Annotated in this window: 23 protein-coding genes and 2 pseudogenes; 13 read left to right on the forward strand and 12 right to left on the reverse strand. The window is 68.7% G+C overall.

From position 1 onward, the window contains the following. Positions 1 to 138: 138 nt before the first annotated feature. From ON30_RS33690 to ON30_RS33705, 4 genes are all read left to right on the forward strand, one after another. Positions 139 to 564, forward strand: coding sequence for a hypothetical protein (locus tag ON30_RS33690; RefSeq protein ID WP_040714323.1), 426 nt, complete (start codon positions 139 to 141; stop codon positions 562 to 564). Between the two features lie 112 nt (positions 565 to 676). Then, positions 677 to 1,786 carry a PLP-dependent cysteine synthase family protein gene (locus tag ON30_RS33695; protein WP_051030367.1) on the forward strand — a complete coding sequence of 370 codons (1,110 nt, stop codon included), beginning with the start codon at positions 677 to 679 and terminating at the stop codon, positions 1,784 to 1,786. Further along, positions 1,783 to 3,036: an MFS transporter gene (locus ON30_RS33700; protein ID WP_082393594.1), complete on the forward strand. Its 1,254-nt coding sequence runs from the start codon at positions 1,783 to 1,785 to the stop codon at positions 3,034 to 3,036. Before ON30_RS33695 ends, ON30_RS33700 begins: the two co-directional genes overlap by 4 nt. A gap of 127 nt (positions 3,037 to 3,163) precedes the next feature. Continuing rightward, positions 3,164 to 5,188, forward strand: coding sequence for a cytochrome c oxidase assembly protein (locus tag ON30_RS33705; RefSeq protein ID WP_040714325.1), 2,025 nt, complete (start codon positions 3,164 to 3,166; stop codon positions 5,186 to 5,188). A gap of 65 nt (positions 5,189 to 5,253) precedes the next feature. On the opposite strand, the gene ON30_RS33710 is transcribed toward ON30_RS33705, so the two are convergent. From ON30_RS33710 to ON30_RS33720, 3 genes and pseudogenes are all read right to left on the reverse strand, one after another. Beyond that, positions 5,254 to 5,892 carry a M23 family metallopeptidase gene (locus ON30_RS33710; RefSeq protein WP_040714327.1) on the reverse strand — a complete coding sequence of 213 codons (639 nt, stop codon included), beginning with the start codon at positions 5,890 to 5,892 and terminating at the stop codon, positions 5,254 to 5,256. 644 nt (positions 5,893 to 6,536) lie between these two features. Next, positions 6,537 to 7,199: a class I SAM-dependent methyltransferase gene (locus tag ON30_RS33715; RefSeq protein WP_040714328.1), complete on the reverse strand. Its 663-nt coding sequence runs from the start codon at positions 7,197 to 7,199 to the stop codon at positions 6,537 to 6,539. Between the two features lie 127 nt (positions 7,200 to 7,326). After that, positions 7,327 to 7,710 (reverse strand): annotated as a pseudogene (locus tag ON30_RS33720) (cadmium-transporting ATPase); the annotation flags it as partial. A gap of 216 nt (positions 7,711 to 7,926) precedes the next feature. Here ON30_RS33720 and ON30_RS41595 point away from each other — a divergent pair. Together ON30_RS41595 and ON30_RS41600 are read left to right on the forward strand one after the other, a co-directional pair. Continuing rightward, positions 7,927 to 9,498: a DUF4158 domain-containing protein gene (locus ON30_RS41595; RefSeq protein ID WP_239476937.1), complete on the forward strand. Its 1,572-nt coding sequence runs from the start codon at positions 7,927 to 7,929 to the stop codon at positions 9,496 to 9,498. Then, the gene (locus ON30_RS41600; RefSeq protein ID WP_239476949.1) at positions 9,393 to 10,976 is read left to right on the forward strand and encodes a Tn3 family transposase; all 1,584 of its coding nucleotides are present in this window, start codon (positions 9,393 to 9,395) and stop codon (positions 10,974 to 10,976) included. The genes ON30_RS41595 and ON30_RS41600 overlap by 106 nt, the downstream gene beginning before the upstream one ends. Before the next feature lie 410 nt (positions 10,977 to 11,386). Here ON30_RS41600 and ON30_RS39905 read toward each other — a convergent pair whose 3' ends face one another. From ON30_RS39905 to ON30_RS33745, 5 genes are all read right to left on the reverse strand, one after another. After that, the gene (locus ON30_RS39905) at positions 11,387 to 11,623 is read right to left on the reverse strand and encodes a hypothetical protein (RefSeq protein WP_054816786.1); all 237 of its coding nucleotides are present in this window, start codon (positions 11,621 to 11,623) and stop codon (positions 11,387 to 11,389) included. Further along, complete coding sequence (locus ON30_RS33730; RefSeq protein WP_040714330.1) at positions 11,620 to 11,817, reverse strand: hypothetical protein; 198 nt, start codon at positions 11,815 to 11,817, stop codon at positions 11,620 to 11,622. The genes ON30_RS39905 and ON30_RS33730 overlap by 4 nt, the downstream gene beginning before the upstream one ends. Before the next feature lie 119 nt (positions 11,818 to 11,936). Beyond that, on the reverse strand, positions 11,937 to 12,149 hold the full coding sequence (locus ON30_RS33735) for a heavy-metal-associated domain-containing protein (RefSeq protein WP_040714331.1): 213 nt from the start codon (positions 12,147 to 12,149) through the stop codon (positions 11,937 to 11,939). Between the two features lie 18 nt (positions 12,150 to 12,167). Further along, a complete protein-coding gene (locus tag ON30_RS33740) occupies positions 12,168 to 13,220 on the reverse strand; it encodes an urease accessory protein UreH domain-containing protein (protein WP_040714332.1) in 1,053 nt (350 codons plus the stop codon). 120 nt (positions 13,221 to 13,340) lie between these two features. Further along, a complete protein-coding gene (locus tag ON30_RS33745) occupies positions 13,341 to 13,808 on the reverse strand; it encodes a hypothetical protein (RefSeq protein ID WP_156371420.1) in 468 nt (155 codons plus the stop codon). Positions 13,809 to 14,042: 234 nt separating this feature from the next. Here ON30_RS33745 and ON30_RS33750 point away from each other — a divergent pair, with 234 nt between their 5' ends. Together ON30_RS33750 and ON30_RS42155 are read left to right on the forward strand one after the other, a co-directional pair. Beyond that, complete coding sequence (locus ON30_RS33750) at positions 14,043 to 14,447, forward strand: MerR family transcriptional regulator (protein ID WP_040714379.1); 405 nt, start codon at positions 14,043 to 14,045, stop codon at positions 14,445 to 14,447. Beyond that, positions 14,444 to 15,565, forward strand: a complete 1,122-nt coding sequence (locus ON30_RS42155) for an alkylmercury lyase family protein (protein WP_306307404.1) — start codon at positions 14,444 to 14,446, stop codon at positions 15,563 to 15,565. The genes ON30_RS33750 and ON30_RS42155 overlap by 4 nt, the downstream gene beginning before the upstream one ends. 18 nt (positions 15,566 to 15,583) lie before the next feature. Here the strand turns inward: ON30_RS42155 and ON30_RS38290 are convergent. Next, a pseudogene (locus ON30_RS38290) lies at positions 15,584 to 15,823 on the reverse strand (MMPL family transporter); the annotation flags it as partial. Positions 15,824 to 15,985: 162 nt separating this feature from the next. Here ON30_RS38290 and ON30_RS33760 point away from each other — a divergent pair. From ON30_RS33760 to ON30_RS36805, 4 genes are all read left to right on the forward strand, one after another. Further along, a complete protein-coding gene (locus ON30_RS33760) occupies positions 15,986 to 16,384 on the forward strand; it encodes an ArsR/SmtB family transcription factor (protein WP_051030369.1) in 399 nt (132 codons plus the stop codon). Beyond that, the gene (locus ON30_RS33765; RefSeq protein ID WP_040714337.1) at positions 16,381 to 18,345 is read left to right on the forward strand and encodes a heavy metal translocating P-type ATPase; all 1,965 of its coding nucleotides are present in this window, start codon (positions 16,381 to 16,383) and stop codon (positions 18,343 to 18,345) included. The genes ON30_RS33760 and ON30_RS33765 overlap by 4 nt, the downstream gene beginning before the upstream one ends. Next, positions 18,342 to 18,866 (forward strand): signal peptidase II, encoded by a 525-nt coding sequence (locus ON30_RS33770; protein WP_040714338.1) that lies wholly within the window; start codon positions 18,342 to 18,344, stop codon positions 18,864 to 18,866. The genes ON30_RS33765 and ON30_RS33770 overlap by 4 nt, the downstream gene beginning before the upstream one ends. Positions 18,867 to 19,284: 418 nt before the next feature. Next, a complete protein-coding gene (locus ON30_RS36805) occupies positions 19,285 to 20,013 on the forward strand; it encodes a hypothetical protein (RefSeq protein WP_157184053.1) in 729 nt (242 codons plus the stop codon). 15 nt (positions 20,014 to 20,028) lie between these two features. Here ON30_RS36805 and ON30_RS33780 read toward each other — a convergent pair whose 3' ends face one another. The 3 genes from ON30_RS33780 to ON30_RS42645 form a co-directional block, all read right to left on the reverse strand. Next, complete coding sequence (locus ON30_RS33780) at positions 20,029 to 21,297, reverse strand: MFS transporter (protein WP_040714340.1); 1,269 nt, start codon at positions 21,295 to 21,297, stop codon at positions 20,029 to 20,031. Continuing rightward, a complete protein-coding gene (locus ON30_RS33785; protein WP_040714341.1) occupies positions 21,294 to 22,436 on the reverse strand; it encodes a PLP-dependent cysteine synthase family protein in 1,143 nt (380 codons plus the stop codon). The genes ON30_RS33780 and ON30_RS33785 overlap by 4 nt, the downstream gene beginning before the upstream one ends. Before the next feature lie 87 nt (positions 22,437 to 22,523). Further along, positions 22,524 to 22,961: a hypothetical protein gene (locus ON30_RS42645; protein ID WP_476739090.1), complete on the reverse strand. Its 438-nt coding sequence runs from the start codon at positions 22,959 to 22,961 to the stop codon at positions 22,524 to 22,526. Positions 22,962 to 23,366: 405 nt separating this feature from the next. Here ON30_RS42645 and ON30_RS42480 point away from each other — a divergent pair, with 405 nt between their 5' ends. Then, the gene (locus ON30_RS42480) at positions 23,367 to 24,164 is read left to right on the forward strand and encodes a sterol desaturase family protein (RefSeq protein ID WP_371852309.1); all 798 of its coding nucleotides are present in this window, start codon (positions 23,367 to 23,369) and stop codon (positions 24,162 to 24,164) included. The last annotated feature ends 150 nt before the right edge of the window (positions 24,165 to 24,314 follow it).

Consider the following 24,314-nt stretch of genomic DNA (forward strand, 5'->3'; position numbering starts at 1 on the left):
TCGGGCCGGCACCCGACGCCGAGATCCGCGGCGGCGTGACGAGACGCTCGCCGCGGCGGTCCCGGTGATCGAATCGTCGAGGTGAACGCGCGGGATCGACGCGGCAATTCATAGCTTTCGGCTACTACAGTCTGGGGTGTGGGTGTGGGTGTGGGTGTGGGGCAGCGGGTTCGCGGGGCCGACGCGGCGCTCGGCGCACTGTGCGCCCTGCTGCTGCTCGCGTTCTCGCTCATCGGCTGTGACGATCGCCATGCCCGATCCGCACCGGACCCGGAGTCGGTCTCGACATCGCAATCCGCGTCGCCGATGTGCCTGGACGGCCCCGGCGATGTGAACACCGACGGCCGCGTGCCCCATGCCGGGCACTTCACCGCGTTGCCGGGACCGGCCCGCCACGAGCACGACGCTCTCGGGCGCGCGGTGCCGATACCGGCCGCCGCGCTGCCCGGCCCCGACGACGACACCACATCGGCGGTGCCGCGCTGTCACGGCCCGCCCACGGCGGCATCACCCGCGCGGGGAGGGCGGCAGATCCTGGTTCGTCTCTGTATCCAGCGGCGCTGAGGGGCCGGCGTCAGGCCGGGGTGTGCTGGTTGCCCGGCCGGTGAGCGCTGTCCACCCGGCCTCGGACCGCCCGCGAGTGCGCGGTGGTCCCGGATACAGAAAGCGACACCTCATGGACAATGTCGTGCTCGATTCCCCCGCGGGTCTGCGGACCCCGCAACTGGTCACCCGAGAACCACACGCGCTGATCGGCAACACCCCGGTGTTGTGGATCGGAGCGCCGCTGGCCCCGGCCGGGCGCGGGTTCTGGGCCAAACTCGAAGGAGCCAATCCCGGTGGGATGAAGGATCGCCCCGCCCTGCACATGGTGCGCCGCGCGCGCGAGCGCGGCGACCTCGCCGAGGGCGCGCCGATCATCGAATCCAGCAGCGGCACAATGGGCCTGGGGCTGGCCATGGCCGGGATGGTGTGTGCGCATCCGGTGACGGTGGTGACCGATCCCGGCCTGGAACCGATCGTGGCGCGGATGTTGGGGGCCTACGGCGCGCGCGTGGACACCGTCACCGAGCCCCATCCGGTCGGAGGATGGCAGCAGGCCCGCCGCGACCGTGTCACCGAACTGCTGGCCGCCCACCCCGACGGGTGGTGCCCGGACCAGTACGCCAACCCCGACAACGCCGAGGGCTACCGGCGCCTGGCCCTGGAGCTGCTGGCGCAACTGGGCCGGGTCGACGTGCTGGTCTGCGCGGTCGGCACCGGCGGGCACTCCGCGGGCGTGGCGCGGGAACTGCGCAGGTTCTGCCCCGATCTGCGGCTCATCGGCGTGGACACGGTGGACTCGACGATCTTCGGGCAACCCGCCGCGCCGCGGCTGATGCGCGGACTCGGCTCGAGCATCCACCCCCGCAACGTCGACTACCCCGCCTTCGACGAAGTCCACTGGGTCGCCCCCGCCGAAGCGGTGTGGGCCGCGCGCACCCTGGCGGCCACCCACTACGCCAGCGGAGGCTGGAGCGTCGGCGCGGTCGCCCTGGTCGCCGGATGGGCCGCCCGAGTCCACGACCCGACCACGCGTATCGCCGCGGTCTTCCCCGACGGACCGCACCGCTACTTCGACACCGTCTACAACAACGCCTACTGCGACGAGCACGGCCTGCTCGACGCGCCGCCCCCGGTCGAACCCGACACCATCGACCATCCCCACCGCCATGTCGTCACCACCTGGACCCGGTGCACGACCGTCGTGGATCCCCGCACCGCCGGACCGGAGGCCCACGCGTGAGCATCTGGCACCGGTTCCGCGGATTCGACCGGCCCGCGCGACTGTTGATGATCAACCAGTTCGGCATCAACCTCGGCTTCTACATGCTCATGCCCTACCTCGCCGGATATCTGTCCGGATCGCTGGCGCTGGCGGCGTGGACGGTCGGGCTCGTGCTCGGGGTGCGCAACTTCTCCCAGCAGGGCATGTTCCTGCTCGGGGGCACCCTCGCCGACCGCTTCGGCTACAAACCCCTCATCGTCGCCGGATGCCTGCTGCGCACCGCGGGATTCGCGCTGCTGGTGTTCGCGACCTCGCTGCCGTGGCTGCTGGTCGCCTCGGCGGCCACCGGATTCGCCGGAGCCTTGTTCAACCCGGCGGTGCGCGCCTACCTCGCCGCCGACGCAGGATCGCGCCGCCTGGAAGCCTTCGCGGTGTTCAACATCTTCTACCAGGCGGGCATCCTGGCCGGACCGCTGGCCGGTCTGGCCCTGATGGCCGTGGACTTCCGGCTCGCCGCCGGTGTCGCCGCGGTCGTGTTCGCCGCGCTGACCGTGGCGCAGTTGTTCGCCCTGCCGGGCAGGCCGCGCGAGGCCGTCACCGAGGCGACCTCGGTCGCCCAGGACTGGCGCGCCGTCCTGGGCAACCGGCGCTTCGTGTGGTTCGCCGTCGCGATGACCGGCTCCTACGTGCTGTCGTTCCAGGTGTATCTGGCCCTGCCCCTGCACGCCCGGACCCTGGCGGGCAGCGACGAGAAGTGGCTGGTCTCGGCGATCTTCGTGGTCTCCGGCGTCGTCGCCATCGCCGGGCAACTGCGCATCACCGCCGCATTGGCCGCCCGGTTCACCACCGGCACGGCGCTGGTCGCGGGGATGTCGGTGATGGCGGTGGCGTTCGTGCCCCTGGCCTTGGTACCCACCGCCGAACCGTTCGGGTTCGTCGCGGCGTGTGCGGCGCTGCTGCTCACCGCCGTCGTGCTCGCGATCGGCACCGCCGCGGTGTTCCCCTTCGAAATGGACACCGTCGTCTCACTGACCGACGGAAGGCTCGTGGCCACCCACTACGGGTTCTACAACACCGTCGTCGGTATCGGCATCCTGATCGGTAACCTCGCCACCGGCGCGGTCTTCGGCACCGCGACCGCCCACGGGGCGACCCGCTGGATATGGATCGGCCTGAGCGCGACCGGAGCACTGGTCGCCCTCGGACTCGCACGGCTGCATCGACATTCACAGCCGCACACACCACACACGCACCGAGTCCCGGTCTGACCGGTGATCGATCGCCGACCGCGAGCTGTGGCTCCATCCCCCCTGACCAACGCACCGGGCGGGGTCGCGGCAGGCGCCGTCGCACCCGATCGGCCCACCACCACCGCGAATAACTACGCTGCATAGTATGTCGTGGTACCGGAAGCCTTCCCGTGAGCGTGAGGTCTCGAGCTCACACCTATCGCGTCCGGCGCCGGGCTCGGCCACGCTCGCATTCCTCTGCGCGAGCGTGGCGGGCACGGTCGCGGCGCTGGTCGTCGGGGTGTCGGCGGCGCGGGCGTTGAGTCTGCTCGGGCTTCCCGATCCGGGACCGGCGACGACCTACGGGCTGCCCGCCCTGCGCGCGCTCGCCGACCTGTCAGCGGCCGCGACGATCGGCTCATTGCTGTTCGCGGCATTCCTGACACCGCCACAACCCGGCGGGCTTCTCGATACCGGCGGATATCGCGCGATGCAACGCGCCTCGCTCTCGGCGATGACGTGGGCGTGTTGCGCGGCATTGCTGGTGCCCTCGACGGTGTCGGACACGGTCGGCCAGCCACTCGGTCGGGTGTGGCGTCCGGAAGTGTTGTGGCGTGCGACCGGCCAGATCCCGCTGGCGCAGGCGTGGGCCACCACGGCGGTGCTCGCGGCGCTCCTCGCCGTGAGCGCTCGACTGATACTGCGGTGGCGATGGACGCCGCTGTTGCTGGGTGCGGCGGTGGCGACCATGATGCCGTTGGCGCTGAGCGGGCATTCCTCCTCCGGCGGCGCCCACGATCTCGCTACCAACAGCCTTGTCCTGCACCTGATTTCGGCCGCGCTATGGGTGGGTGGGCTGTTCGCGGTCCTGGTCCACGCGCTGCGCGGCGGCGCGCACACCGACCTCGCCGCGCGCCGGTTCTCCTCGATCGCGACCGTCGCGTTCGTGATCGTCGCGGGCAGCGGAGTGATCAATTCCTGGGTCAGAGTCGCGCCGGGTGAACTGTTCACCACGACCTACGGGCGACTGGTCCTCGCCAAGATCGCCGCGCTGACCCTCGCGGGAGTCCTCGGCGTCGTCCAACGCCGCGCCGCTCTACCGGCACTGGCCGCCGATCCGCGCGACCGCGGTGCGCTGATCCGTTTCGGCGGCATCGAGGTGCTGATATTCGCCGTGACCGTGGGCCTGGCGGTCGGACTCGGCCGCACCCCGCCACCGCCACCGACCGCGGAGCCGACACCGGCCGAGGTGGAACTCGGCTACACCCTGTCCGGAGCCCCGTCGGCGGCCCGGCTGCTGGTGGAGTGGCGTTTCGATCTGATCTTCGGGACCTCGGCGCTGGTGCTCGCGCTCGTGTATCTGCTGGGCGTGCGGCGGCTGCGAGCACGTGGACAGAGATGGCCCTCGGCGCGCACGATCGCCTGGCTGGCGGGGTGCGTGGTGGTGTTGCTCGCGACCAGTTCCGGCGTGGGCCGCTACGCGCACGCGGTGTTCAGCGTGCACATGGGCCAGATCATGGCGTTGTCGGCGCTCGCACCGATCCTGCTGACCCTCGGCGGACCGCTCACCCTGGCCCTGCGGGCAGTGGCACCGGCCGCGCACCAAGACGTGCCCGGAGCGCGGGAGTGGATACTCGCCGCGATGGGTAGCCCGATCTCGCGCGCGCTCACCCATCCGGTCGTGGCCTCGGTCGTTCTCGCCGCAGGGCTCTACGCTCTCTACCCCGGCGGGATCTACCACGCCTTCGTGGATTCGCACGCCGCGCACCTGCTGATGAACCTGTACTTCCTGATCGGCGGGTATCTGTTCTTCTGGGTCCTGGTCGGCATCGATGAGACGCCACGCCCGATCACACCCTCGACCCGGCTCGCGATGGCTCTGGCCGCGCTGCCCTCACACGCGGTGTCCGGTCTGGCCGTGATCACCACGACGACCGTGATGGGCGGATGGTTCTTCGGCAGCCTCGCGCTGGGCTGGAACGACGATCTGCTCGGCGACCAAACCGTGCGCGGCGGAGCGGCCTGGGCGGTGGGGGAGATACCGCTGGTGATCGTGGTCTTCGTGCTTCTCGGCCGATGGGCGCGCGGCCGCGCTCGCCCCGCCGAGCCGACCGACAGGCGCAGCGGACACGATCCCGGCACCGACATCGGCGCCGCAATGCGGCGAGCCCAGCATGCTTCGAGCACGTGAATCCCGCACTGCGCCAGACTCTGTCGCGGAATCCATGACGATCACGCGCGCTGGGTCCGCCTCGATCACATGTCGATGCCGCGTGCCCGCAACCACGCCAGCGGGTCGGCCTTGCCGCCGCCGGTCCGCCAGACCTCGTAGTGCAGATGCGGGCCGGTGGATTGGCCGCGGTTGCCGACGGTGGCGATGGTCTCCCCGGCGCGCAGTCGTTGTCCCGCAGCGACGAAGATCTCGTTCATGTGCCCGTAGACGCCGATCGTCCCATCGTCCTGGAGCACCCTGATCCAGAGACCGAATCCTTGCGCGGGGCCTGCTTCGATCACGGTGCCGTCGGTGACGGCGACGATGGGTGTACCGATCGCGTTGGCGATGTCGAGTCCGTCGTGGTTCGTACCCCACCGAGGGCCGTAACTCGAGGTCAAGGTGCCAGCGACCGGTGCGAGAGTTCGAGGCCGCCTGGCCTCGGCCTCACGCTTGACGCGCACCTCCTCACGATCACGGGCACCCGCGAGCCGATCGGCGAAATCGGCGAGGTCGGGTATCGACGGAAGTTCGAGCAACATCGCCGTTTCCGAGCCGCCCGCGGCGCCCGTGGACCCGTCGTCGTCGGTGACCCGCACATGACCCTGCTCTTTACCGGACACGGCGTGCGCGGTAGAGGTTCCCCCGGCGAGGATCGCTCCGGCCGCCACCGACGCCAGCATCGCGCGTCCGCGAATATTCGTCGGAGCCCGATGACTGCGTGGCCTCCGAACCGGACTCGGCGTAGGCACAGTCACCGTCACTGCGGGATATCTGTCGGTCGGTGGATCGCACACGGGTGGGGCGACATACGGCGGTGGGTATCGATCCGGCCGCGGATGTGGGCTCGGCGGCCCCGCTACCGGCCATTGCGACTGCTCGATCGGGCGAGGTTCGGACATGGTCCTTCGGAAGGAATGCTCGTCGGCCAGCTCTTCGGGCCTGCGGTGTCGCGCCAATCGAGATCCTCCATCGAGAGTGACAGCCGGTGAATATCGGACCCGCCGAAGCAGATCACAAGCATATTACTATGCAACATAGTTTTTTGGTGTCGCCTGAACAACCCGGGAGTCGGCCCTGCGAACAGGCCGCGCGGCGGGGATCGTGGGTCTGCCCCGTGCGCGCCACCAGCCGCCGCGACTGTCGGACCGGGATGCCGCGTCGGCCAGACCTGCCCGGACCCGGCCGACCAAGTCGGGCACCCACCGGTGAACAGGGACCACGCGCGCGGCCACCGGACATCTGTTCGCCGGGATCGCTCGCGCGTCAGCGATTCATCATCGGCCTGTATCTCGTCCAGGATCTGATCCCGATCGCTACATCAGGATCATGGCTGGGGCTGGACTGCGAGGGAAGTAGCTGGTTTTCGCGCCAGTATGCGGAATGTGATCGCGCCGCGGCCGGTGCGGTTGACCGATTCCAGCGTGAATCCCGCGTCGCTGAGGTAGGGGCCGGGGTCGCGGGTCAGGTGGTCGGCGGCGAAGCGCACAGTGATCGTTTCGGCCGCGCGCATGATGGTGTTGGCCAGGCGGTTTCGGGCGGGGCCGTGTTCGGCGAGGACGAACCGCCCGCCGGGGCGTAGGACCCGGAACGCTTCGCGGGCGGCGGCGAGTGGGTCGGGGATGGTGCAGAAGGTGTAGGTCGAGACGACGGTGTCGACGCAGGCGTCGGGCAGGTCGAGGTGTTCGACGTCGCCGTGGCGCAGGGTGAACCGGTCGGTGTCGGTGGCCGGGATTCGGTCGCGTGCGATATCGAGCATCTGCTGGGATAAGTCGACGGCGGTGACGTGGGTGACCTGGGAGTCGTAGAGGGGCAGGTTCAGTCCGGTGGCGACGCCGATCTCGACGACGGTGCCCGATGCCTGCGCCACTGCCCAGGCGCGGGCGTTGCCCAGGAGCAACTTCTCCGACCACGCGATCTGGCGGTCGTACCCGGCGGCGACCCGGTCGAAGACTCGTTCGACCCTGCTGGTCGCGTGTGTACTCGTCACACCGGTCCACTCAACCAGCGCGCTCGTGCCGCCACATCAGGGACAACCCCGAAACCTGTGCCCGCACTGCCCATATCGTGACCCGCGCCCCCGGTGGGTGAGCCGATGTCGCGGCCAGCGAGACCGGTCATGACCGGTTGGTGGTTTCGGTGCGGACGACGGGCAGTCCGATTGTGGTGGGCGCGCAGCAGGCGCAGTCGGCGGACTCGGTCGGCGCGGCGGGCGGGAGTTGTCGAAGGGATACGGGTTCGGGTTCGGGTGTGCCGGGCAGTGCGCGCAGTCGTCCGGCGCGCACGCCGTTGGCGATGACGAAGACCTCGGCGACTTCGTGGACGAGGACGACCGTGGCCAGGCCGAGGACTCCGAAGGCGGCCAGTGGTACCAGCGAGGCGACGATCGCGGCCGAGAGGGCGATGTTCTGGACCATGATGCGCCGGGCGCGGCGCGCATGGGCCAACGCCTGGGGAAGATGTCGCAGGTCGGTGCCCATGAGGGCGATGTCGGCGGTTTCGGCATATGGGGTCCAGTGACGCGAAAAGTCGCGCTTAGCGGTATTTTCCCTGCTCGGGCTGAGGTGTGACGTGAGACCAGGCTGCCGTCGGAATCCGACCCGATCGAGGTGAGCGGGCCGGGTGTCGAGGCGGTGGATCCGACCGAGGCGTTTGATTCTGGTTGATTCGGTCGAACAGCGAGCGCGGTTGTGCCGCTGGTGGTTTCATGTGCGGCTGTGCGTGATGAGGGGGCCGTGGAGTACGGCCGGTTCGGTGTGTTGACGCGGGCCGATTTGGAGCGGTTTTTCTATCTCGACGATGAGGATCGCAAACTGATCGCGCAGCGGCGTCGTGACAGCAATCGCCTCGGCTTCGCTGTCCAACTGGTGACCGTGCGCTACCTGGGCACGTTTCTGCCCGACCCGCTCGATGTCCCCGACGATGTGGTCGCCTACCTGGCCGAACAGCTCAAGATCGCCGATCCGACGTGCGTGAAGTCCTACACAGAGCGCAAGCAGACCCGCTACGACCATCAGGACGAGATCGTCCGCGCGGACGGGTTGACCGAGTTCGCGCAGATCGAGGCCGAGTTGGTGGCGTGGGTCGCCGATCAGGCGTGGATGACCGGTGACGGCCCCAAGGCGCTGACCGCGGGCGCGGTGCGCTGGCTGCGCGAACGCGCCGCCCTGCTCCCGGGCGTCTCGACCCTGGAACGCCTCGTTGCCGAGGGCAAGCAGGCCACCGATGCGCGGTTGTGGACACATCTGGCCTCCCAACTGACCGGCCGGGAAGCCGGAATCCTATTGGAGCTGCTGGAAACCCGTGAAGAGGGCCGACGCAAGGTGGTGGAGCTCGAGCGCCTGCGCAAGGGCGCTTTCACCCCGTCGGTGACGGGCATGCGTCACGCGCTGGCACGGGTGCGGGACTTGAACGCGGTGGTCCCGGCGTCGGTGGACATCGCCGAGGTGCCGCCGCGACGGTTGATCGCCCTCGCCGCGCACGGGATCACCGGCAAGACCTCGCATCTGCGGCGTATGAAGTCGCAGCGGGAACGGTTGCTGGCGTTGTTGACCGCGACGGCGTTCACGTTGCGGGCCAAAGCGGTCGACGACGTGCTCGAACTGTTCGACCTGCTCATGGTCACCGACCTGATGGCGAAGGCCGAACGCCAGTCCAAGGACGAGAAGCTGCGCCGATACCCGCGGGTGACGCGTAACGCCGGGAAGCTCGCGCGGGCGGTGCGGGTGCTGCTGGAGATGAGCGAGGCCGACCCGGGCCTGTCGCTGGAACTGGTGTGGGATCTGATCGAGAACGCCGTGTCCAAGGCCGAGTTGTGGGCCGCGCTGGCCGCGATCGACGAGCTCGTGCCGCAGGCGGATCCGGAGTTCGACTCCCAGCGCCTCGAGGAGCTGGCGGGCCGGTTCGCCACGGTGCGGGCGTTTCTGCCCGCGATGATGCGCACCATCGAGTTCGGTGCCACCGGCGGCGCCGGGCCGGTCCTCAAAGCCATGCACACCCTGGCCGATCTGATCTCCCCGCAACGCAACCGCGGGCGGCCTGCCCGCTGGCTCGACGCCCGCCGTGTCGATCACGATCTGGTGGGCGGGGGCTGGCAGCGCCTGGTCTATCCGGCGGAGCGGCCGGAGAAACCGTGGACGGGGCCGCGTACACGCTGTGCGTGCTCGAGCAATTCCGGCGGCATCTGCGCTACCGCAACATCTTCGCCGAGGAATCCGCCAAATGGCGCGACCCGCGAGCACATCTGCTGTCGGGGATGGCGTGGGAGACCGCCCGTGATTCAGGCATGAACGCGCTCGGGCTGCCGGACAACCCGCGGCCGATGCTGGGCGAGCTGGCCGGGAGCGTAGACGCCGCCTACCGGGAGCTGGCCGCGCGTCTGGGCGACGACACCCCCGCCACCGTGGATTCCGACGGCAAGCTGCACGTGGCCGCGTTGACCGCGATCCCGGATCCGCCCGGCCTGACCGATCTGCGGCGCCGCGCGGCGGCGATGATTCCGCGGGTGGATCTGCCGGAGCTGGTCCTCGAGGTGATGTCGTGGCTTCCGGAGTTCGGCGAATCCTTCACTCACGTCGCCGGCACCAGCGCCCGAGTCGCCGACCTCGGCGTCTCTGTCGCTGCGGTGTTGTGCTCGCAGGCGATGAACGTCGGTCTGGCACCGGTGGTTTCGCCCGGCGCGGACGCGTTGACGCGGGATCGGTCGCGCCACGTCGACCAGCACTACATTCGCGCCGACACCATGGCCGCGGCCAACACGGTGCTGGTCAATGCTCAAGCGAACCTGCCGTTGGCGCAGCTGTGGGGCGGCGGGCTGGTTGCCAGCGTGGACGGGATGCGGTTCGTCGTCCCGGTCCGCTCGATCCATGCCCGCCCGAATCGAAAATATTTCGGCCCGAAACGGGGCGCTACCTGGCTGAATATGCTCAACGACCAGGCCGCCGGACTGAACGGGATGGTCGTTTCGGGTACTCCGCGTGATTCGCTCAACGCCGTCGATGTGGTGCTGCGCCAACCTGAAGGCAGCAAGGTGCCCGACGACATCATCACCGATAGCGGGTCCTATTCCGACATCGTGTTCGGAATCCTGCATCTCTTGGATCGCAAGTATCGGCCGCAGCTGGCGAACCTGCCTGACCAGCGGCTGTGGCGTATCGACCCGGCCGCCGACTACGGGCCCCTGGACAAGGCCGCGCGCGGCCGCATCGACCTGGACAAGATCGGTGAGCATTGGCAGGACATGTGCCGGATCGCGGTGTCGATGCATCGTGGTGAGGTGTCCGGGCACGAGGTCACGCGCATGATCTCCCGCGACGGTAACCCCACGTCACTGGGGCTGGCCATCGCACACTACGGGCGCATCTTCAAGACCCTGCACATCCTGCGCCTGGCTGACGACGAGCCGTATCGGCGCGAGGCCAAGGCGCAGGCGAATCTTCAGGAGGGACGTCACGACCTGGGCCGCAGCATCTTTCACGGCAAGAAGGGCGAGATCACTCGCGCCTACCTCGACGGCATGGAAGACCAGCTCTCAGCACTCGGCCTGATCTTGAACTGTGTCGTGCTGTGGAATTCGGTGTACCTGGACCGCGCGCTGGATGAGCTGCGCGCCCAGGACTACCCGGTCCGCGATGAGGATGCCACCCGGTTGTCAGCGTTCATCCGCAAACACCTCCGTCTGGAAGGCCATTACAGCTTCCACCTGCCCGAGCTCGGCGAAGGCCACCGGGCGCTGCGGGATCCCGACGTCCCAGACGATGACGACTGACACCGTCTGAGCTTCCCCCGCTTTCACGGAGGGCTTCCGGCAAAGCGGGGGAAGCTCAGTCCGGGGGGCGGGCGGGCTGACCGACGCTGTGATTCCGCGGGTCGATCCGCCCGCCGGCTCGCGGTTTGTCTTGCTGTCACATGCCCGGACAGCAGGGGCCCATCATGCTGCACATCCAGTCGCAGATCATCTTCAGCGGGTTCACGTAAATCACCTCCCTTGCAGTGGTGTGTTCGGGACGCGTCAGCGGCGCGATCGGCGACTTGCTGCTGACGCCGGCACCATGGTTCGCGGAGCCGCCGAGGGCATCTCGGCTGACCGGTGAACCGCAGCGATGCTAGACCTTCCATTCGAATGGAAGGTCAAACCGCGTAAGTTGCCGGTGATCGGTTGACCAGGCAGATCGGGGGTCACTGATTGTTTGTGTCTGCATCGGTGCGGCGCTGGACCGGACCAGCGCTGTGGTCTTCCCTGGCGGCGGCCCTATCGCCTGCTCGGAGGGTGTTTAGTTCGCGGGTCAGTGCCGCGATTTGTTCATCGACGCCGGTCTCGGCACGCCGGTGGCGGCGCATCGGCCGGATACAGGTGACGTAGGTGACGGTCGCCGCGGCCGTGGCCAGGATCGCGGCGTACCAGGTGGATGTCACGACGAATTCCCGGGCCGGTGCTCAGGTTGGCGGTCGGCTTTGAGGCGCTCGATTTCGGCGCGCAGCGTGTCGAGTTCGATCTGGCGGGTGTCGTCGCCGGTGTCGTGGCGGTTGCCGCGCATCATCATGAACATCATCGCGCCCATCCCGATGGGGCAGGCGAGGACCGCGAGGGTGAGTAGTACGGAGTTCATTTCTCGTTCCGTTTCCGACTCGAGGTGAACCAGGAATCCCGGGTTCACCAAAGGTTGTGGGGCTGCTGCCCGGTGGGTCGGCTGCGCTGGGCGGCCGACCCACCAGACAGGGCAGGTCGTTACGAGTCGACGGTGGCGGTGTAGCCGAGTTCAGCGACGGCCGCGATGACATCGTCGGGGGTGGTGGCGGTGTCGAGGTCGACGGTGGTGCGCGCTCTTTTCATCGACGTTTGGGTGTTGCGGACGCCGGGGAGGTCGGCCAGGGTGTCGTCGATGAGCAGCGCGCAGCTGCCGCAGTGCATGCCCTGGACCCGAAAAGTGTGTGTGGCCATAGGTTTTCGATCCTTTCGTCAGGCGATGGTGAGCAGGCCGGAATACATGCCCATGCCGCAGGTGTAATCCAGGCGGCCGGGTTGCAGGACCCCGAGGTCGATGCGGGTCTCCCCGGTGCTCGGCAGGACCTTCTGGATGCCGAGGCTGGGGATGACCAGCGACCGGATGCAGCCCTGGACGCCGTTGGTCTTGACCACCAGGGTGGTCGGGACACCGGCTTTGGCTTCGACGTTGCCGGGGGTGTAGGCACCGGTGCGGGCGGTGATCGTCACCAGCTGCACGCCGTCGGTGACGGTCGCGGCCGTGGCGTCAGCGGGGGGTTGACTGGCACCGAATGCTTCGGCGATGCGTCCGGCAGCCAACGGGGAGCCGGCAAGTTCGAGACCGCCGTTGAGGGTGTAGAAGCCCATGCCGAGCACGACCAGTCCGGTCGCCACGGCCAGCCGGCCGCGCCAGACGGTGGCCGCGACCCGGGCGGCGTACCCGAGGACGGCGAACAACGGTCCGGTACCGAGCACAAACACCGCCATGGCCGCCGCACCCCACAACGGGGACCCGGACGCGAGAGCGAGCGCTTCCACCGACAGGGTGATCCCGCAGGGGAGCAGGATCGTCAGCACACCGAGCACCGCGGGCGCGAATGCGGTGTGCAGGCGGGCGCCGCTGCGCACGATCCGCATCCACGAGGCGGGTGGTTCCACGACGATCCCGCGGAACCCGGGCACGCCGAGTTGGGCGAGGCCGAACACGATGATCAGCAGCCCGGCCCCGATCTGGAGCCAGGTGCGGGTACCGATCGACAGCTGCACGGCGCCGCCGAGGGCGCCGAGCGCGGCACCGAGCAGGGTGTGGGAGAGCAGTTTTCCGGCGAGGAAACCACCGACCGGTGCCAGATCGTCACCGAGGCGGGCCCACACCCGCGGCGGGGATTGCACGGCTGCGGTCTTGCTGGTTGTGGCGGTCGCGGTGCGCTGACGGGTGATGACGCCGGTCAGCAGACCGCCTTGGACGGCGGCACACGAGACGCCGCCAGCGAACAGGCCGGTGGCCAGGACAGGAACGAGATTCACGAAACGAACTCCTGCGTGAGGTAAGTACGGAGACATACACAGACGGCTCCCGCGGCGTTTATCGAACGCACGACGGGGGACGGGTCGGTCGCAGTGCGACAGACCCGCGGCATCTGCGGTTTATGTCCGCAGCACGCAGAGTTCAGCGAGGCTGGGCGGGCGCAGCAGCACCGTGCGCGGCTCGGGCCCCGCCAGCGGAAGGGGAATACGGATCGCGTGGGCGCGCCCGTGGTGGCGCAGCAACGCCACACCGGCCAGCAACGCGAGGAACACCGCCAGACAGGCCATCACGATTGCGGCCGGGGCCACGGGCTGTGAATGATCCGATCCGGCCGTCACCGACGCGGCGCTGGCCTTAACCATCACCGCACCCTGATCGTGATCGGCGTGGTTCATGCTCTGGTCGGCACCGGTTTGCGCCGGACCGCAGTGACCGGCCGCCGTGGCCGAGGCCGTCATGGACATGTCCATCGGCGCAGCGGCCCGGCAGTGCCCACTCCCGATCAGCGCGATCCCGACCAGCGCCGCCAGCACGACGACGAGCCGGAGAAGTCCGGCTCGCCGCACTGCGGGCGTAGCGCTGGTCACGACAGTGAGCCTACTGGTCACATCCGTGCACCGGCGGGTGTGGGCGGGTACGTGTTCGGGGATAGGTAGCCAGAGGTGAGGGCTGAACCCTCGAGGGGTGCGCAAGACCGAGCTGTTGCAGGGCATCCGCCGAGTCTCTGTGGCCGAGCGGTGGGCCGGGGCCGATCCCTGTGGCCGTTGCGCTGTGTGATCGGCCTTGACTCTGTACTCGAGTACAGGGTTGAGAATGTTGGTATGCGTAGCAGTGAGCTGGCCACCTGCGCCGGGGTGAACGTGCAGACGCTTCGGTACTACGAACGCCGGGGTCTGTTGGCGTCGCCGCCGCGTTCAGCGTCGGGGTATCGGGCGTATCCGAGCGAGGCTGTGGCGGTGGTCAGGTTCGTCAAGCGCGCCCAGGATCTTGGGTTCACTCTGGAGGAGATCGGTGAACTTCTCGATCTTGCCGATGGCGGACCGGATGATTGCGACGTGGCCCGGGAGCTGGCCGAAGCCAGGATGGTTCAGCTCGCCGAGCGGATCGTGGATCTGCAGCGGATGCAGCAGTCGCTCTCGGAGCTGGTTGCCACCTGTGAACGCCCGCGTAGCGACCGGAGCTGTCCGCTTCTGCACACCCTCCACGATGAGGAAGGCGAACGATGAAGCTGGAGATTCTGCAGGTCCCCGACTGCCCCAACGTTTCGGTGTTGGAGCAACGGATCCGGCAGGCGATCGGCAGCGAGCCGGTCGATGTGGAGGTCGTGCACCGCGTGCTCGATACCGCGGCCGGAGCTGCCGCTGCGGGAATGACCGGCTCGCCGACGCTGCTCGTCGACGGCATGGATCCTTTCGCCGTACCGGGTCAGGCGCCGAGCGTGTCGTGCCGTCTGTATCGGTCCGAGACCGGGTCGGTGAGCGGGGCGCCGTCGGTGGTAGCGCTGCGCGAGGCGCTGCACTTGGGGGACTCCTCCACTACATCGGGCAACGCACCGGGTGTTGCTGTGGATTGCTGCGCTCGGGCATCGGGTGAGTCTTCGGCGGCGGGGACGTTGAGCGCGTGGCGCGCGGCAGCGCAGCCCACCGACCCCGCCGAACGGGCAGTTCATCACGCGATCCTGCGTGGTTTCGCCAGCGAGGGCCGGGCACCGGCGGCGGCGGAGCTGACCGCGGTCGCCGCCGAGCACGATACTTCGGCGGAGCAGGTCCTCGAGCGTCTGCACACAGCCGATGTGATCCGCCTCGGCATGTCCGGCAGCGTCGAGTCGGCTTACCCGTTCTCTGCCTCACCGACACCGCACCGGGTGCGGATCGCGGCCGGGGCGCAGGTTTATGCGATGTGCGCCGTCGATGCCCTGGGTATCGCTGCCATGCTCGACACCGATGTCCTGATCGAATCGGTCGACCCGTCGACGGGCGAACCGATCACGGTGACCGTCCGCGACGCGGTCGTGGCGGCGCAGCCTCAGACAACGGTTGTGTTCGTCGGCGCACGGGCAACTGCCGGCCCGTCCGCCGACACCTGCTGCGGCTACCTCAATTTCTTCAGCGACCGGCAGACCGCGCAAAACTGGGCAGACACCCACCCAACAGCTCGCTGGGATCATCCTGGACCTCACCGACGCCCAGCAGCTGGGCACCCGCATCTTCGGGAACCAACTGCGCGTCTGACTGCGCTGCCGACGATCGGGGTTGGCTCGCGTGGTCCCGACCCCATTCTGCTTCAAGGACACAACTCGCCCCCCACGCCGGCGGGGGAACCACCAGTTCCATCGGCCCAGTAACTGCATCAGGGCCGGAACCAGCACGAGTCGCACGATGATCGCGTCGATGGCGACCGCGGCACCGAGAGCCAGGCCGAGTTGTTTGAGTTCGAGCGTGCTGGCGGTGAGGAAGCTGCCGAAGATGACGACCATGATGGCGGCCGCCGCGGTGATGGGTCGTGCGGTGCGGGTGAGACCGGAGGCGACGGCGAGTCGGTTGTCGCCGTGGGTTTCCCAGTGTTCGCGGATGCGGCGGATGAGGAACACCTCGTAGTCCATCGACAGGTTCCTCACCGTGCGGTGGTGATCATTTGCGGTCCGACTGTCCTCGACAGCATAGGCATTCGGCGATGACAACGCGCAGCACTGATGGTTGCCGGCCCCGCTCCTGGGTGACCGTCTTCACGCGATGTCAACGGTTGATGGTGTTAGCATCGCTTGATGACGATTAATAGTAGGGGTGATTGCCCACCCTCCGGGGAGGGGGCTCTCGAGCCGGCGGTGGCGCTGTTCCACAGCCTGTCGGATGCGACGCGGTTGGCGATCGTGCAGCGGCTGGCGGGCGGGGAGGCGCGTGTGGTCGACCTGATGAGCGGGTTGGGCTTGGCGCAGTCGACGGTGTCGGCGCACGTGGCGTGTTTGCGGGACTGCGGGCTGGTGGTGGGGCGCCCCGAAGGGCGTCAGGTCTTCTACAGCCTGACCCGCCCGGAACTGATGGACCTGCTGGCCTCGGCGGAGACGCTGTTGGCGGCGACGGGTAACGCGGTAGCGCTGTGCCCGAACTACGGCACCGAGGCACCGGCCGCGGGCGAAGCGACAGGACGGAAGGGGCGGCGATGAGCGACGCGTGCGGTTGTGGCCACGACGAGCCGACGACAGGAGAAGAGGGCGAGGAGCAGGCACCGCAGCGCCTGTGGGAGGTCGGTGAGCTGCGGGCCGCGGCGGTCGCGGGCGTGCTGCTGCTCGCGGCGCTGATCGCGGGGTGGGCCGCTATGTCGCGCCCGGTGGTGCTGACGCTCGAGGTGGCGGCGTTGGCGGTCGGCGCGTACACCTTCGTGCCGTCGACGCTGAAGCGCCTGGTCAAGGGCAAGATCGGGGTCGGGACGCTGATGACGATCGCCGCGGTCGGTGCGGTGATCCTCGGTGAGGTCGGCGAGGCCGCGATGCTGGCGTTCCTGTTCTCCATCAGCGAAGGACTCGAGGAGTACTCGATCGCGCGCACCCGTCGCGGGTTGCGTGCGCTGCTGTCGCTGGTGCCCGATCGCGCCACTGTATGGCGTGACGGCGTGGAGACCGAAGTGTCCCCGGCGGAATTGGCGGTCGGGGACACGATGGTGGTCAAGCCCGGTGAGCGGATCGCCACCGATGGTGTCATTCGCTTCGGGCGCACCGCCCTGGATACCTCGGCGATCACCGGTGAATCGGTGCCGATCGAGGTCGGTCCCGGCGCCGAGGTGTTCGCCGGTTCGATCAACGGCAACGGCGTCCTCGAGGTCGAGGTCACCACGACCGCGCAGGACAATTCCCTCGCCCGGATCGTGCGGATCGTGGAGGCCGAGCAGACCCGCAAGGGTGAGGCGCAGCGCCTGGCCGACAAGATCGCGAAACCGATGGTGCCCGCCATCATGATCGCGGCGGCGGTCATCGCCGTTCTCGGCAGCATTCTGGGGGATCCGAAGACCTGGATCGAGCGGGCGCTGGTGGTGCTGGTCGCCGCGTCGCCGTGCGCGCTGGCGATTGCGGTGCCGGTCACGGTGGTGGCCGCCGTCGGCGCGGCCAGCAAGCTCGGCGCGCTGGTCAAGGGTGGTGCGGCGCTCGAGGCGCTGGGCAAGGTGCGGGCTGTGGCGTTGGACAAGACCGGCACCCTCACCCGCAACCAGCCCGCCGTGGTGGAGGTCGCCGTGATCAACGGTGCGACCGAGGCCGAGGTGTTGGCGGTGGCCGCCGCGTTGGAGGCGCGCAGCGAACACCCCTTGGCGCGTGCGATTCTCGCCGCCGTCGATACGGTGCAACCGGCCACCGAGGTGGAAGCGGTCACCGGCGCCGGGCTCACCGGCCGGATCGAGGGTCGACCGGTCCGTTTGGGCCGACCCGGCTGGATCGAGGCGGGTCCGCTCGCCGGTGAGGTCGAACGCATGCAGCAGGCGGGCGCGACCGCGGTGCTGATCGAGGACGACGGCGCGTTGATCGGCGCTGTCGCGGTTCGTGACGAGTTGCGGCCCGAGGCCGCCGAAGTGGTGGCGCGGCTGCATGCGAGTGGTTGCCAGGTGGCCATGCTCACCGGCGACAACGAGCGCACCGCCGCCGCGCTGGCCGCGCAGGCGGGCATCGACACCGTGCACGCCGACCTGCGCCCGGAGGACAAGTCCCGCATCGTCGCCGAGCTGCGCACGCGACGATTCACCGCCATGGTCGGTGACGGCGTGAACGACGCGCCTGCCCTGGCCACCGCCGACCTGGGCGTCGCGATGGGCGCGATGGGCACCGACGTGGCCATCGAGACCGCCGATGTCGCCCTGATGGGCGAGGACCTGCGGCACCTGCCGCAAACCCTCGACCACGCGCGGCGCGCGCGGGCGATCATGCTGCAGAACGTGGGGCTCTCGCTGGCCATCGTCACGGCGCTGATCCCGCTCGCGCTGTTCGGGGTGCTCGGTTTGGCCGCGGTCGTGCTGGTGCACGAAGTCGCCGAGATCGTCGTCATCGCCAATGGCGTGCGCGCCGGTCGCACCACGCCGCTGGCACCGGCACCGGTCGGAGCCGCCCCGCAGGTCGGCGCGCTGGCCGGCACCGGATCATGAGTATCGACCCCGTAGTGACGCCCTCCCCGGCCACCGGTCGGGCGGCGATCCGGCACCGTGTCACGGTGTATGTGATCGCCGCCGGGATGGCGGGCATCGATCTGGCGGCCAAGGTGTGGGCCCAGCGCCGATTGGCGGGCAATCCGATCGAACTGGGGCCCGTGGACCTGCGGCTGGCGTTCAACCCCGGTGTCGCGTTCTCGATGGGAGCGGGCGCGCCCACCGGGGTGGTCCTGGCCGTGACGGGCCTGATTACCGCCTGCATGGCTGTGGCCGTGTGGCGGTGGGCACCCACGGCCAACACGTGGTGGCGCACCGGTTTCGCCGCGATTCTCGGCGGCGCGATCGCCAACGTCGTCGACCGCGCGCCCGACGGTGTGGTCACCGACTACCTGCGCACCGGCTGGTGGCCGACGTTCAACCTCGCCGACTCCCTCATCGTCGTCGGCGCCATCGGCCTGTGCGTTCTCACCGTGTTCGGCAGCAGCCCCGATGGGCGCCGAACCGACGACGACGCCTGAGCACTCTCGGCCCGGAACCTGCGGCGATGCTGATGGGAATGGAGCACGGTCCCGCCGGGGGTCGACTGCGACCCTCCGCGGCGGCCCGTCGCTCTGGTCATGATCGGCTCGCGTCTTCGCGACCACCGGGGACGGCACGGTGGCAAGGGCAAGGAGGATGCCCACGAGCTACCCGGCGGACACACCTGGGCAGTCTGGTCCACGGGACTGCGGATCGAAATGGATTGGCTGACACGACGAATGGGGCTGATCCGATGAGCCCGGCGGCGATCGCGCCCGGTCGACCTCCCAGCCGAGCCGCAGGTGATGGCCGTGCCGAACGCATACCGGGGCGATCACGATGCCTGCAAGGATATGCGAACCAGTGGAAGGTGAGGTCGAACGGCGAATCGGGTGGTACCCGGTGACAATCGTGGGGGTGGCTGGGAACATCGAGTTCATGCGTGCGAGTAGCGGGGGCGGTGACGAACCGGAATTCGAGCAACGCGTCGTCAGCCTGATCCACCATGTGCTGACCGAGGCGGGTGCCGACGGGACGATATACCGGGCGGTGACGCGGATTGCCTCGGAGACGCCGTGGTTGCATCCGATCATGCTGGTCTATGCACGTTTCGGTGTCGTGGTGCTTGCCGCCGTTCTCGCGGCGGCGTGGTGGCGAGCGGGGCCGGACCGTCGTGCGATCGGTGGGCTGGTCACCGTGTCGATTGCTGCCGGTCTGGCATTTGTGGTCTCGCGCGTCGCTGCCGAGGCGATCGCGCTCCCGCCGCCGTGCAGCACGGTGGCGGGAGCGTATGTTCTCGAGCGCTGTATGGCCGGTGAAACCCATACGATGCCCGATCCCCGTATCGCGGTCGTTGCGGCCGTGGCGGCGGTGGTGATGCCGATGAACCGGCGCCTGGCGGTGTTCGCGGTGATCTGGTCGATCGGGTTGGCGTTCTCGCGTGTGTATGTGGGTACCGCCTACCCGATCAGCGGCCTGGTCAGCCTGGCCGTCGGCGCGAGCGTCGGCGCGGCCGTCACCATCGTCGGCGCTGCGGCACTGCGGGCTGCTGCGCACCTCGCCCGCCGACGTCGCCCGCCGAGCGGGGCTCGACCCGGCACGGTGTCACGCTCGCCCGTTTCTGCTGGTGTGCAAAGCATTTCGTGATCAGGGGCGTCACCGTCATCGGGCGGGGCGGGTGTTCGCTGCCGCTGCCGGAGATTCGACGGTGTCACCCAGCTTTCCCGATCGCCGCAAAACGAACAAGGCCGTGGCCGAGGCCGCTCCGACGGCGAGCAGTGCGGCCCAGGCGAGGCCGTCGAGCCCGGTGCGGGCGGCGGCGTCGAGCGCCGCGCCGGTGCCGAGATTGCCGAGCAGGATTCCGACACCGACCACGGTGTTGTAGAAACCGTAGTGGGTCGCTACCAGACGCTCGCCGGTCAACGCGATGATGGTGTCCATCTCGAACGGGAACACCGCCGCGCTCCCGACAGCCAGGAGCGCCGCCGATACCGACATGGCTGCGGTGCTGAAGGGCCCGGAGCCGGGTATCAGCAGCAGTGGCAGGAAGGCCGCCGCCAGGATCGCCACGCCGGTAACCAGACCACGGTCGCGTCCCAACCGGCGGGTGAACCAGTCGGTGATGCGCAGCTGCCCGGCGACCGCGAGGACGCCGTACACGATGAACAGCATGGTCACCGTCGCAGTGGCGTCAGCCTTGCCGGCTACGCGGGCAGCCTGCAACGGCAGGGCCAGATACACCTGGAACGACAACACGTACGAACCGATCATCGCGACGGAGAAGGACACGAACGGCCGGTTGGTCACCACCGTGCGCCAGTCGTGCAGCACCGAGCTCCGTCTGGAGACCTGGCCGGGGTCGTGCGGTGGGAGCGCGGCAAGTTGGGCGAGGGTGAGGACCGCGAAAACCGTGGCCGCGACCGCGGCGGTCGCCCGGAAATCGACGGCCATCATCGCGAGTCCGACCAGCGGCCCCGCCAGCATGCCCGCCTGGTAGAAGACGTTGAACAAGGCGAAAGCTTCCACCCGGCGATCGGTGGCCTCGGCGGCGAGATATGCCCGCACCGCGGGATTGAACAACGCCCCCGCGAACCCTGTTGCGGCCGAGGCGATCAGTAGCGCCGGCAGGGCGTCCGCCAGTGCCAGCAGCGCGAAGCCCACGGTGCGCAGCAGGCATCCGGCCACGATCAGCGGCTTGTAGCCGAGCCGGTCGGCGAGGGTGCCGCCCAGCAGGAACATGCCCTGCTGGGCGAAATTCCGCACACCCAGCACGATCCCGGTTGTCAGGCCCGCCACACCGAGCGAGCCGGACACGTATCCGGCCAAATAGGGCATGAGCATGTAGAAGCCCAGGTTGATGCCGAACTGGTTGAGCATCAATATCCGGGCGGGCAGGGTGTAGCCGCGGTAGGCGGTGACCACCGCGATCATCGTGCGACCGTCGCTGCGGTGGTCCTGTTGTGCGCCTGCGGGTTTCGTGGGTCGACGACGGTCGTGCAGCGAGTCCAGGTCCGCACCACGTGTTCGGTCGGATGGGCGATGTTCTCGGGTTCGATGGGTGCTGCGACGCCCAGCAGGCCATGGCGATCGCAGTAGTCGTCATTGAAGACGGTGTCGAAATAGCGGTGAGGGCCGTCGGGGAATACCGCGGCGATCCGCGCGTGCCCGGGGTACTGCCCGGCAGCCCATCCGGCTACCAAGGCCACCGCGCCCACGCTCCACCCGCCGGTGGTGTAGTGGGTGCGGGCCAGGGTGCGCGCCGCCCACACCGCCTCGGCCGGGGCGACCCAGTGCACCTCGTCGAAGGCGGCATGGTCGACGTTGCGGGGGTGGATGCTCGATCCCAGGCCGCGCATGAGACGGGTGCCGGCCGGTTGACCGAAGATGGTGGAGGCGACGGTGTCGACGCCGATCAACCGCATCCTGGGATGGAACCGCCGAAGCACTCGGGCGATTCCGCCCGAATGCCCGCCGGTGCCGACCGAGCACACCAGGACATCGACGCGGCCCAGCTGGGCCAGCAACTCGAACGCCAGCCGATCGTAGGCATCGACATTGTCGGGATTGCTGTACTGGTCCGGGCACCATGCCGTCGGGTCGGCGGCAAGCAGTTGGGCGACCCGGTCACGGCGGGCCTGCTGCCAGCCGCCGCAGCGATGGGGCTCGGTGACCAGCTCCACGTGCGCGCCGTAGGCGGCCAGCAGGTGCAGCATCAGTGATTCCATGCCCGGGTCGGTGACCAGGGTGACCGGATGCCTGTACACCGATGCGGCCAGTGCCAGCCCGAGACCGAGTGTGCCGCTGGTGGATTCGACGATCCGGGCACCCGGCCTCAGCTCGCCCCGCGCGCGAGCGCGTTCGACCATGTGCAGGGCGAGTCGATCCTTCATCCCGCCGGGATTGGCTGCTTCGAGTTTGGCCCAGAATCCCCGGTTCCCCGGCGCGAACGGGGCACCGATCCGCAGGACTGGTGTATTGCCGACCAGCGCGTTGGGCCGCAGACAGCGGTATGCGGTGGTCACCGACGAGGTAGGGGTGGTGCACAGGGTGTCGAGCACAGCGTCGTTCATGGCGGACTCCGTTCCGTTCGGCACAGCGATGACCCGGGCAGCGGTCACCGGCAGACGGGCAGCTCACGTCGGCCTGGCGCTGACCGGTCAGCGTCGGCAGATGCCGAAACGGATGAGAAGAGCGCTACCGCTCTCGGTGCGAAGAGCGCGGGACGGAGGGCTTCGCGGCCGCGCCGCCGCCCACCCCGTGACGCCGACCAGGATCAGGACACCCGAGGAATGTGCGGGAGTCTGGACGTCTCGGTGGGAGGTGATCGTCGCGGCAAAGACGGCCTCATGGGCCGGGTGCGTGCAACTATCGGCTGGATTCGCAGGGCCCGCGGCCCCTGCCACCACCGTGGTACCCGCGGTCGGCGCGGCGACCGGGGAGCCGGGACCGAACACCCGGCAGTCGGTGACACCGAGCGTCAACACCACACCCGCCAGCGCCGCCACCAGGACCGGCCACACGTTCGATGTCCGCACACCACTGGCCACGGCAGCCGATCGTACGCCGCCCACGCAATACCCGGTTCGCGCCCGCACGCTCTACCCGAAGCCCCACTGAACTGCGCTTATATGTCTCTCAGTCAACTTACGCGTCGCCCGGAGCCATCGGAGTCGGCGCGCACGACGATGCGGAACGCGGTCCAGGCGACGTCTCGAAGCGCCGACGGGAGTCGGCGAGCGAGCCCCGCCGTAGGAATCGCGCCCCACAATCCCTCGCGGAGAAACACTTCGAAGGGCGTATGCAGAGCCGGCGTGTCGTCACGTGTTCGAGAGCGCAGCCGACGGTGCTGCGCGGCGAGCGGAGGATCTCGAATAATCATCGATAGAAACCGATTGTAGAACTATTTTTTGATAACATCGTCTGTGCACGATTGATTGGTGATGGTAGTCGCCGCAACGCACGTTCACCTCGCGCCCTGTTTCACTGGTTCGGGAGATCCCATGTCCGAGATCAACTCTCACGCGATGGCCGGGCTGTCCGCGACTCGCCGCTGGTCGGGCCTGGCGGCGCTGGTCATCGCGCTGCTCACCGTCGGGCTGGACCTGATGGTGCTCAATGTCGCGCTGCCGACGCTGGCGGGTGACTTGGGCGCGAGCACCACCGAGTTGCAGTGGATCGTCAACGCCTACACGCTGGTGGTCCTGGATCGGCAGGCAGTGAGCACGCTGCGCGGGATGTCCTTCACGGCAGCGACGCTGATCTCGCCCACCCCGTTCGGGCGACGTGATCGAGGCCGGGCCGCCCACGCCGGATGGCGGCTTGACGGACTGATGAAACACCCGCTGCACCAAACCATCGAGATGACTGCCGGCGTCACCCCGCTGCTGCTGCTCGGCATCCCCGTTCCGGTCGCTGCCGCGCTGTCGCTCGCCGTGGCCGTGCAGCTGCTGCTTCAGCATTCCAATGCCGACTACCGCGTGGGTCCGCTCAAATATGTGCTGGCCCTCAACGAAGGCCATCGCTTCCACCACCTCAAATGGGCAGGCATCGGCGACGTCAACTTCGGACTGTTCACCCTCGTCTGGGATCACCTGCTGCGCACCTACAGCTACGACCCCGCACGCCGTTTCAGCAGCGAGGACATCGGCATGGCCGCCAAACCCGACTATCCGGTCGGCTACCTGGCCCAACTCGCCGAACCGTTCACAGCTCACGGGGGCTGCCAGTTCACCGCCACCGCCCTCCAGCTCCCGACACAAACAGCGGACACAGCGCCCACCGAATCCCGAACCCGGTAAACCTCCTGCGCGAACGGCACCGATCTGCGTGCGAGGACGGTGCGGTAGCTACTCCGGTGCCCCGATGAGGAGGGGGCGCAGGAAGGACGCGGACTCGAGGGGACAGATGTGTCGGTATTGGTTGGTGTTGGTGCTGCCGGGCTGGGGCGA

The organism is Nocardia takedensis NBRC 100417 (assembly GCF_000308695.1).
Lineage (GTDB): Bacteria > Actinomycetota > Actinomycetes > Mycobacteriales > Mycobacteriaceae > Nocardia > Nocardia takedensis.

Bases quoted from the DNA above. Each gene is read 5' to 3' on its own strand.
- ON30_RS33695 (WP_051030367.1), top strand. From the start codon at position 677: ATGGACAATGTCGTGCTCGATTCCCCCGCGGGTCTGCGGACCCCGCAA.
- ON30_RS33705 (WP_040714325.1), top strand. From the start codon at position 3,164: ATGTCGTGGTACCGGAAGCCTTCCCGTGAGCGTGAGGTCTCGAGCTCA.
- ON30_RS33710 (WP_040714327.1), bottom strand. From the start codon at position 5,892: ATGCTGGCGTCGGTGGCGGCCGGAGCGATCCTCGCCGGGGGAACCTCT.
- ON30_RS33730 (WP_040714330.1), bottom strand. From the start codon at position 11,817: ATGAACTCCGTACTACTCACCCTCGCGGTCCTCGCCTGCCCCATCGGG.
- ON30_RS33735 (WP_040714331.1), bottom strand. From the start codon at position 12,149: ATGGCCACACACACTTTTCGGGTCCAGGGCATGCACTGCGGCAGCTGC.
- ON30_RS33750 (WP_040714379.1), top strand. From the start codon at position 14,043: ATGCGTAGCAGTGAGCTGGCCACCTGCGCCGGGGTGAACGTGCAGACG.
- ON30_RS42155 (WP_306307404.1), top strand. From the start codon at position 14,444: ATGAAGCTGGAGATTCTGCAGGTCCCCGACTGCCCCAACGTTTCGGTG.
- ON30_RS33760 (WP_051030369.1), top strand. From the start codon at position 15,986: ATGACGATTAATAGTAGGGGTGATTGCCCACCCTCCGGGGAGGGGGCT.
- ON30_RS33765 (WP_040714337.1), top strand. From the start codon at position 16,381: ATGAGCGACGCGTGCGGTTGTGGCCACGACGAGCCGACGACAGGAGAA.
- ON30_RS33770 (WP_040714338.1), top strand. From the start codon at position 18,342: ATGAGTATCGACCCCGTAGTGACGCCCTCCCCGGCCACCGGTCGGGCG.
- ON30_RS33780 (WP_040714340.1), bottom strand. From the start codon at position 21,297: ATGATCGCGGTGGTCACCGCCTACCGCGGCTACACCCTGCCCGCCCGG.
- ON30_RS33785 (WP_040714341.1), bottom strand. From the start codon at position 22,436: ATGAACGACGCTGTGCTCGACACCCTGTGCACCACCCCTACCTCGTCG.
- ON30_RS42480 (WP_371852309.1), top strand. From the start codon at position 23,367: ATGTCCGAGATCAACTCTCACGCGATGGCCGGGCTGTCCGCGACTCGC.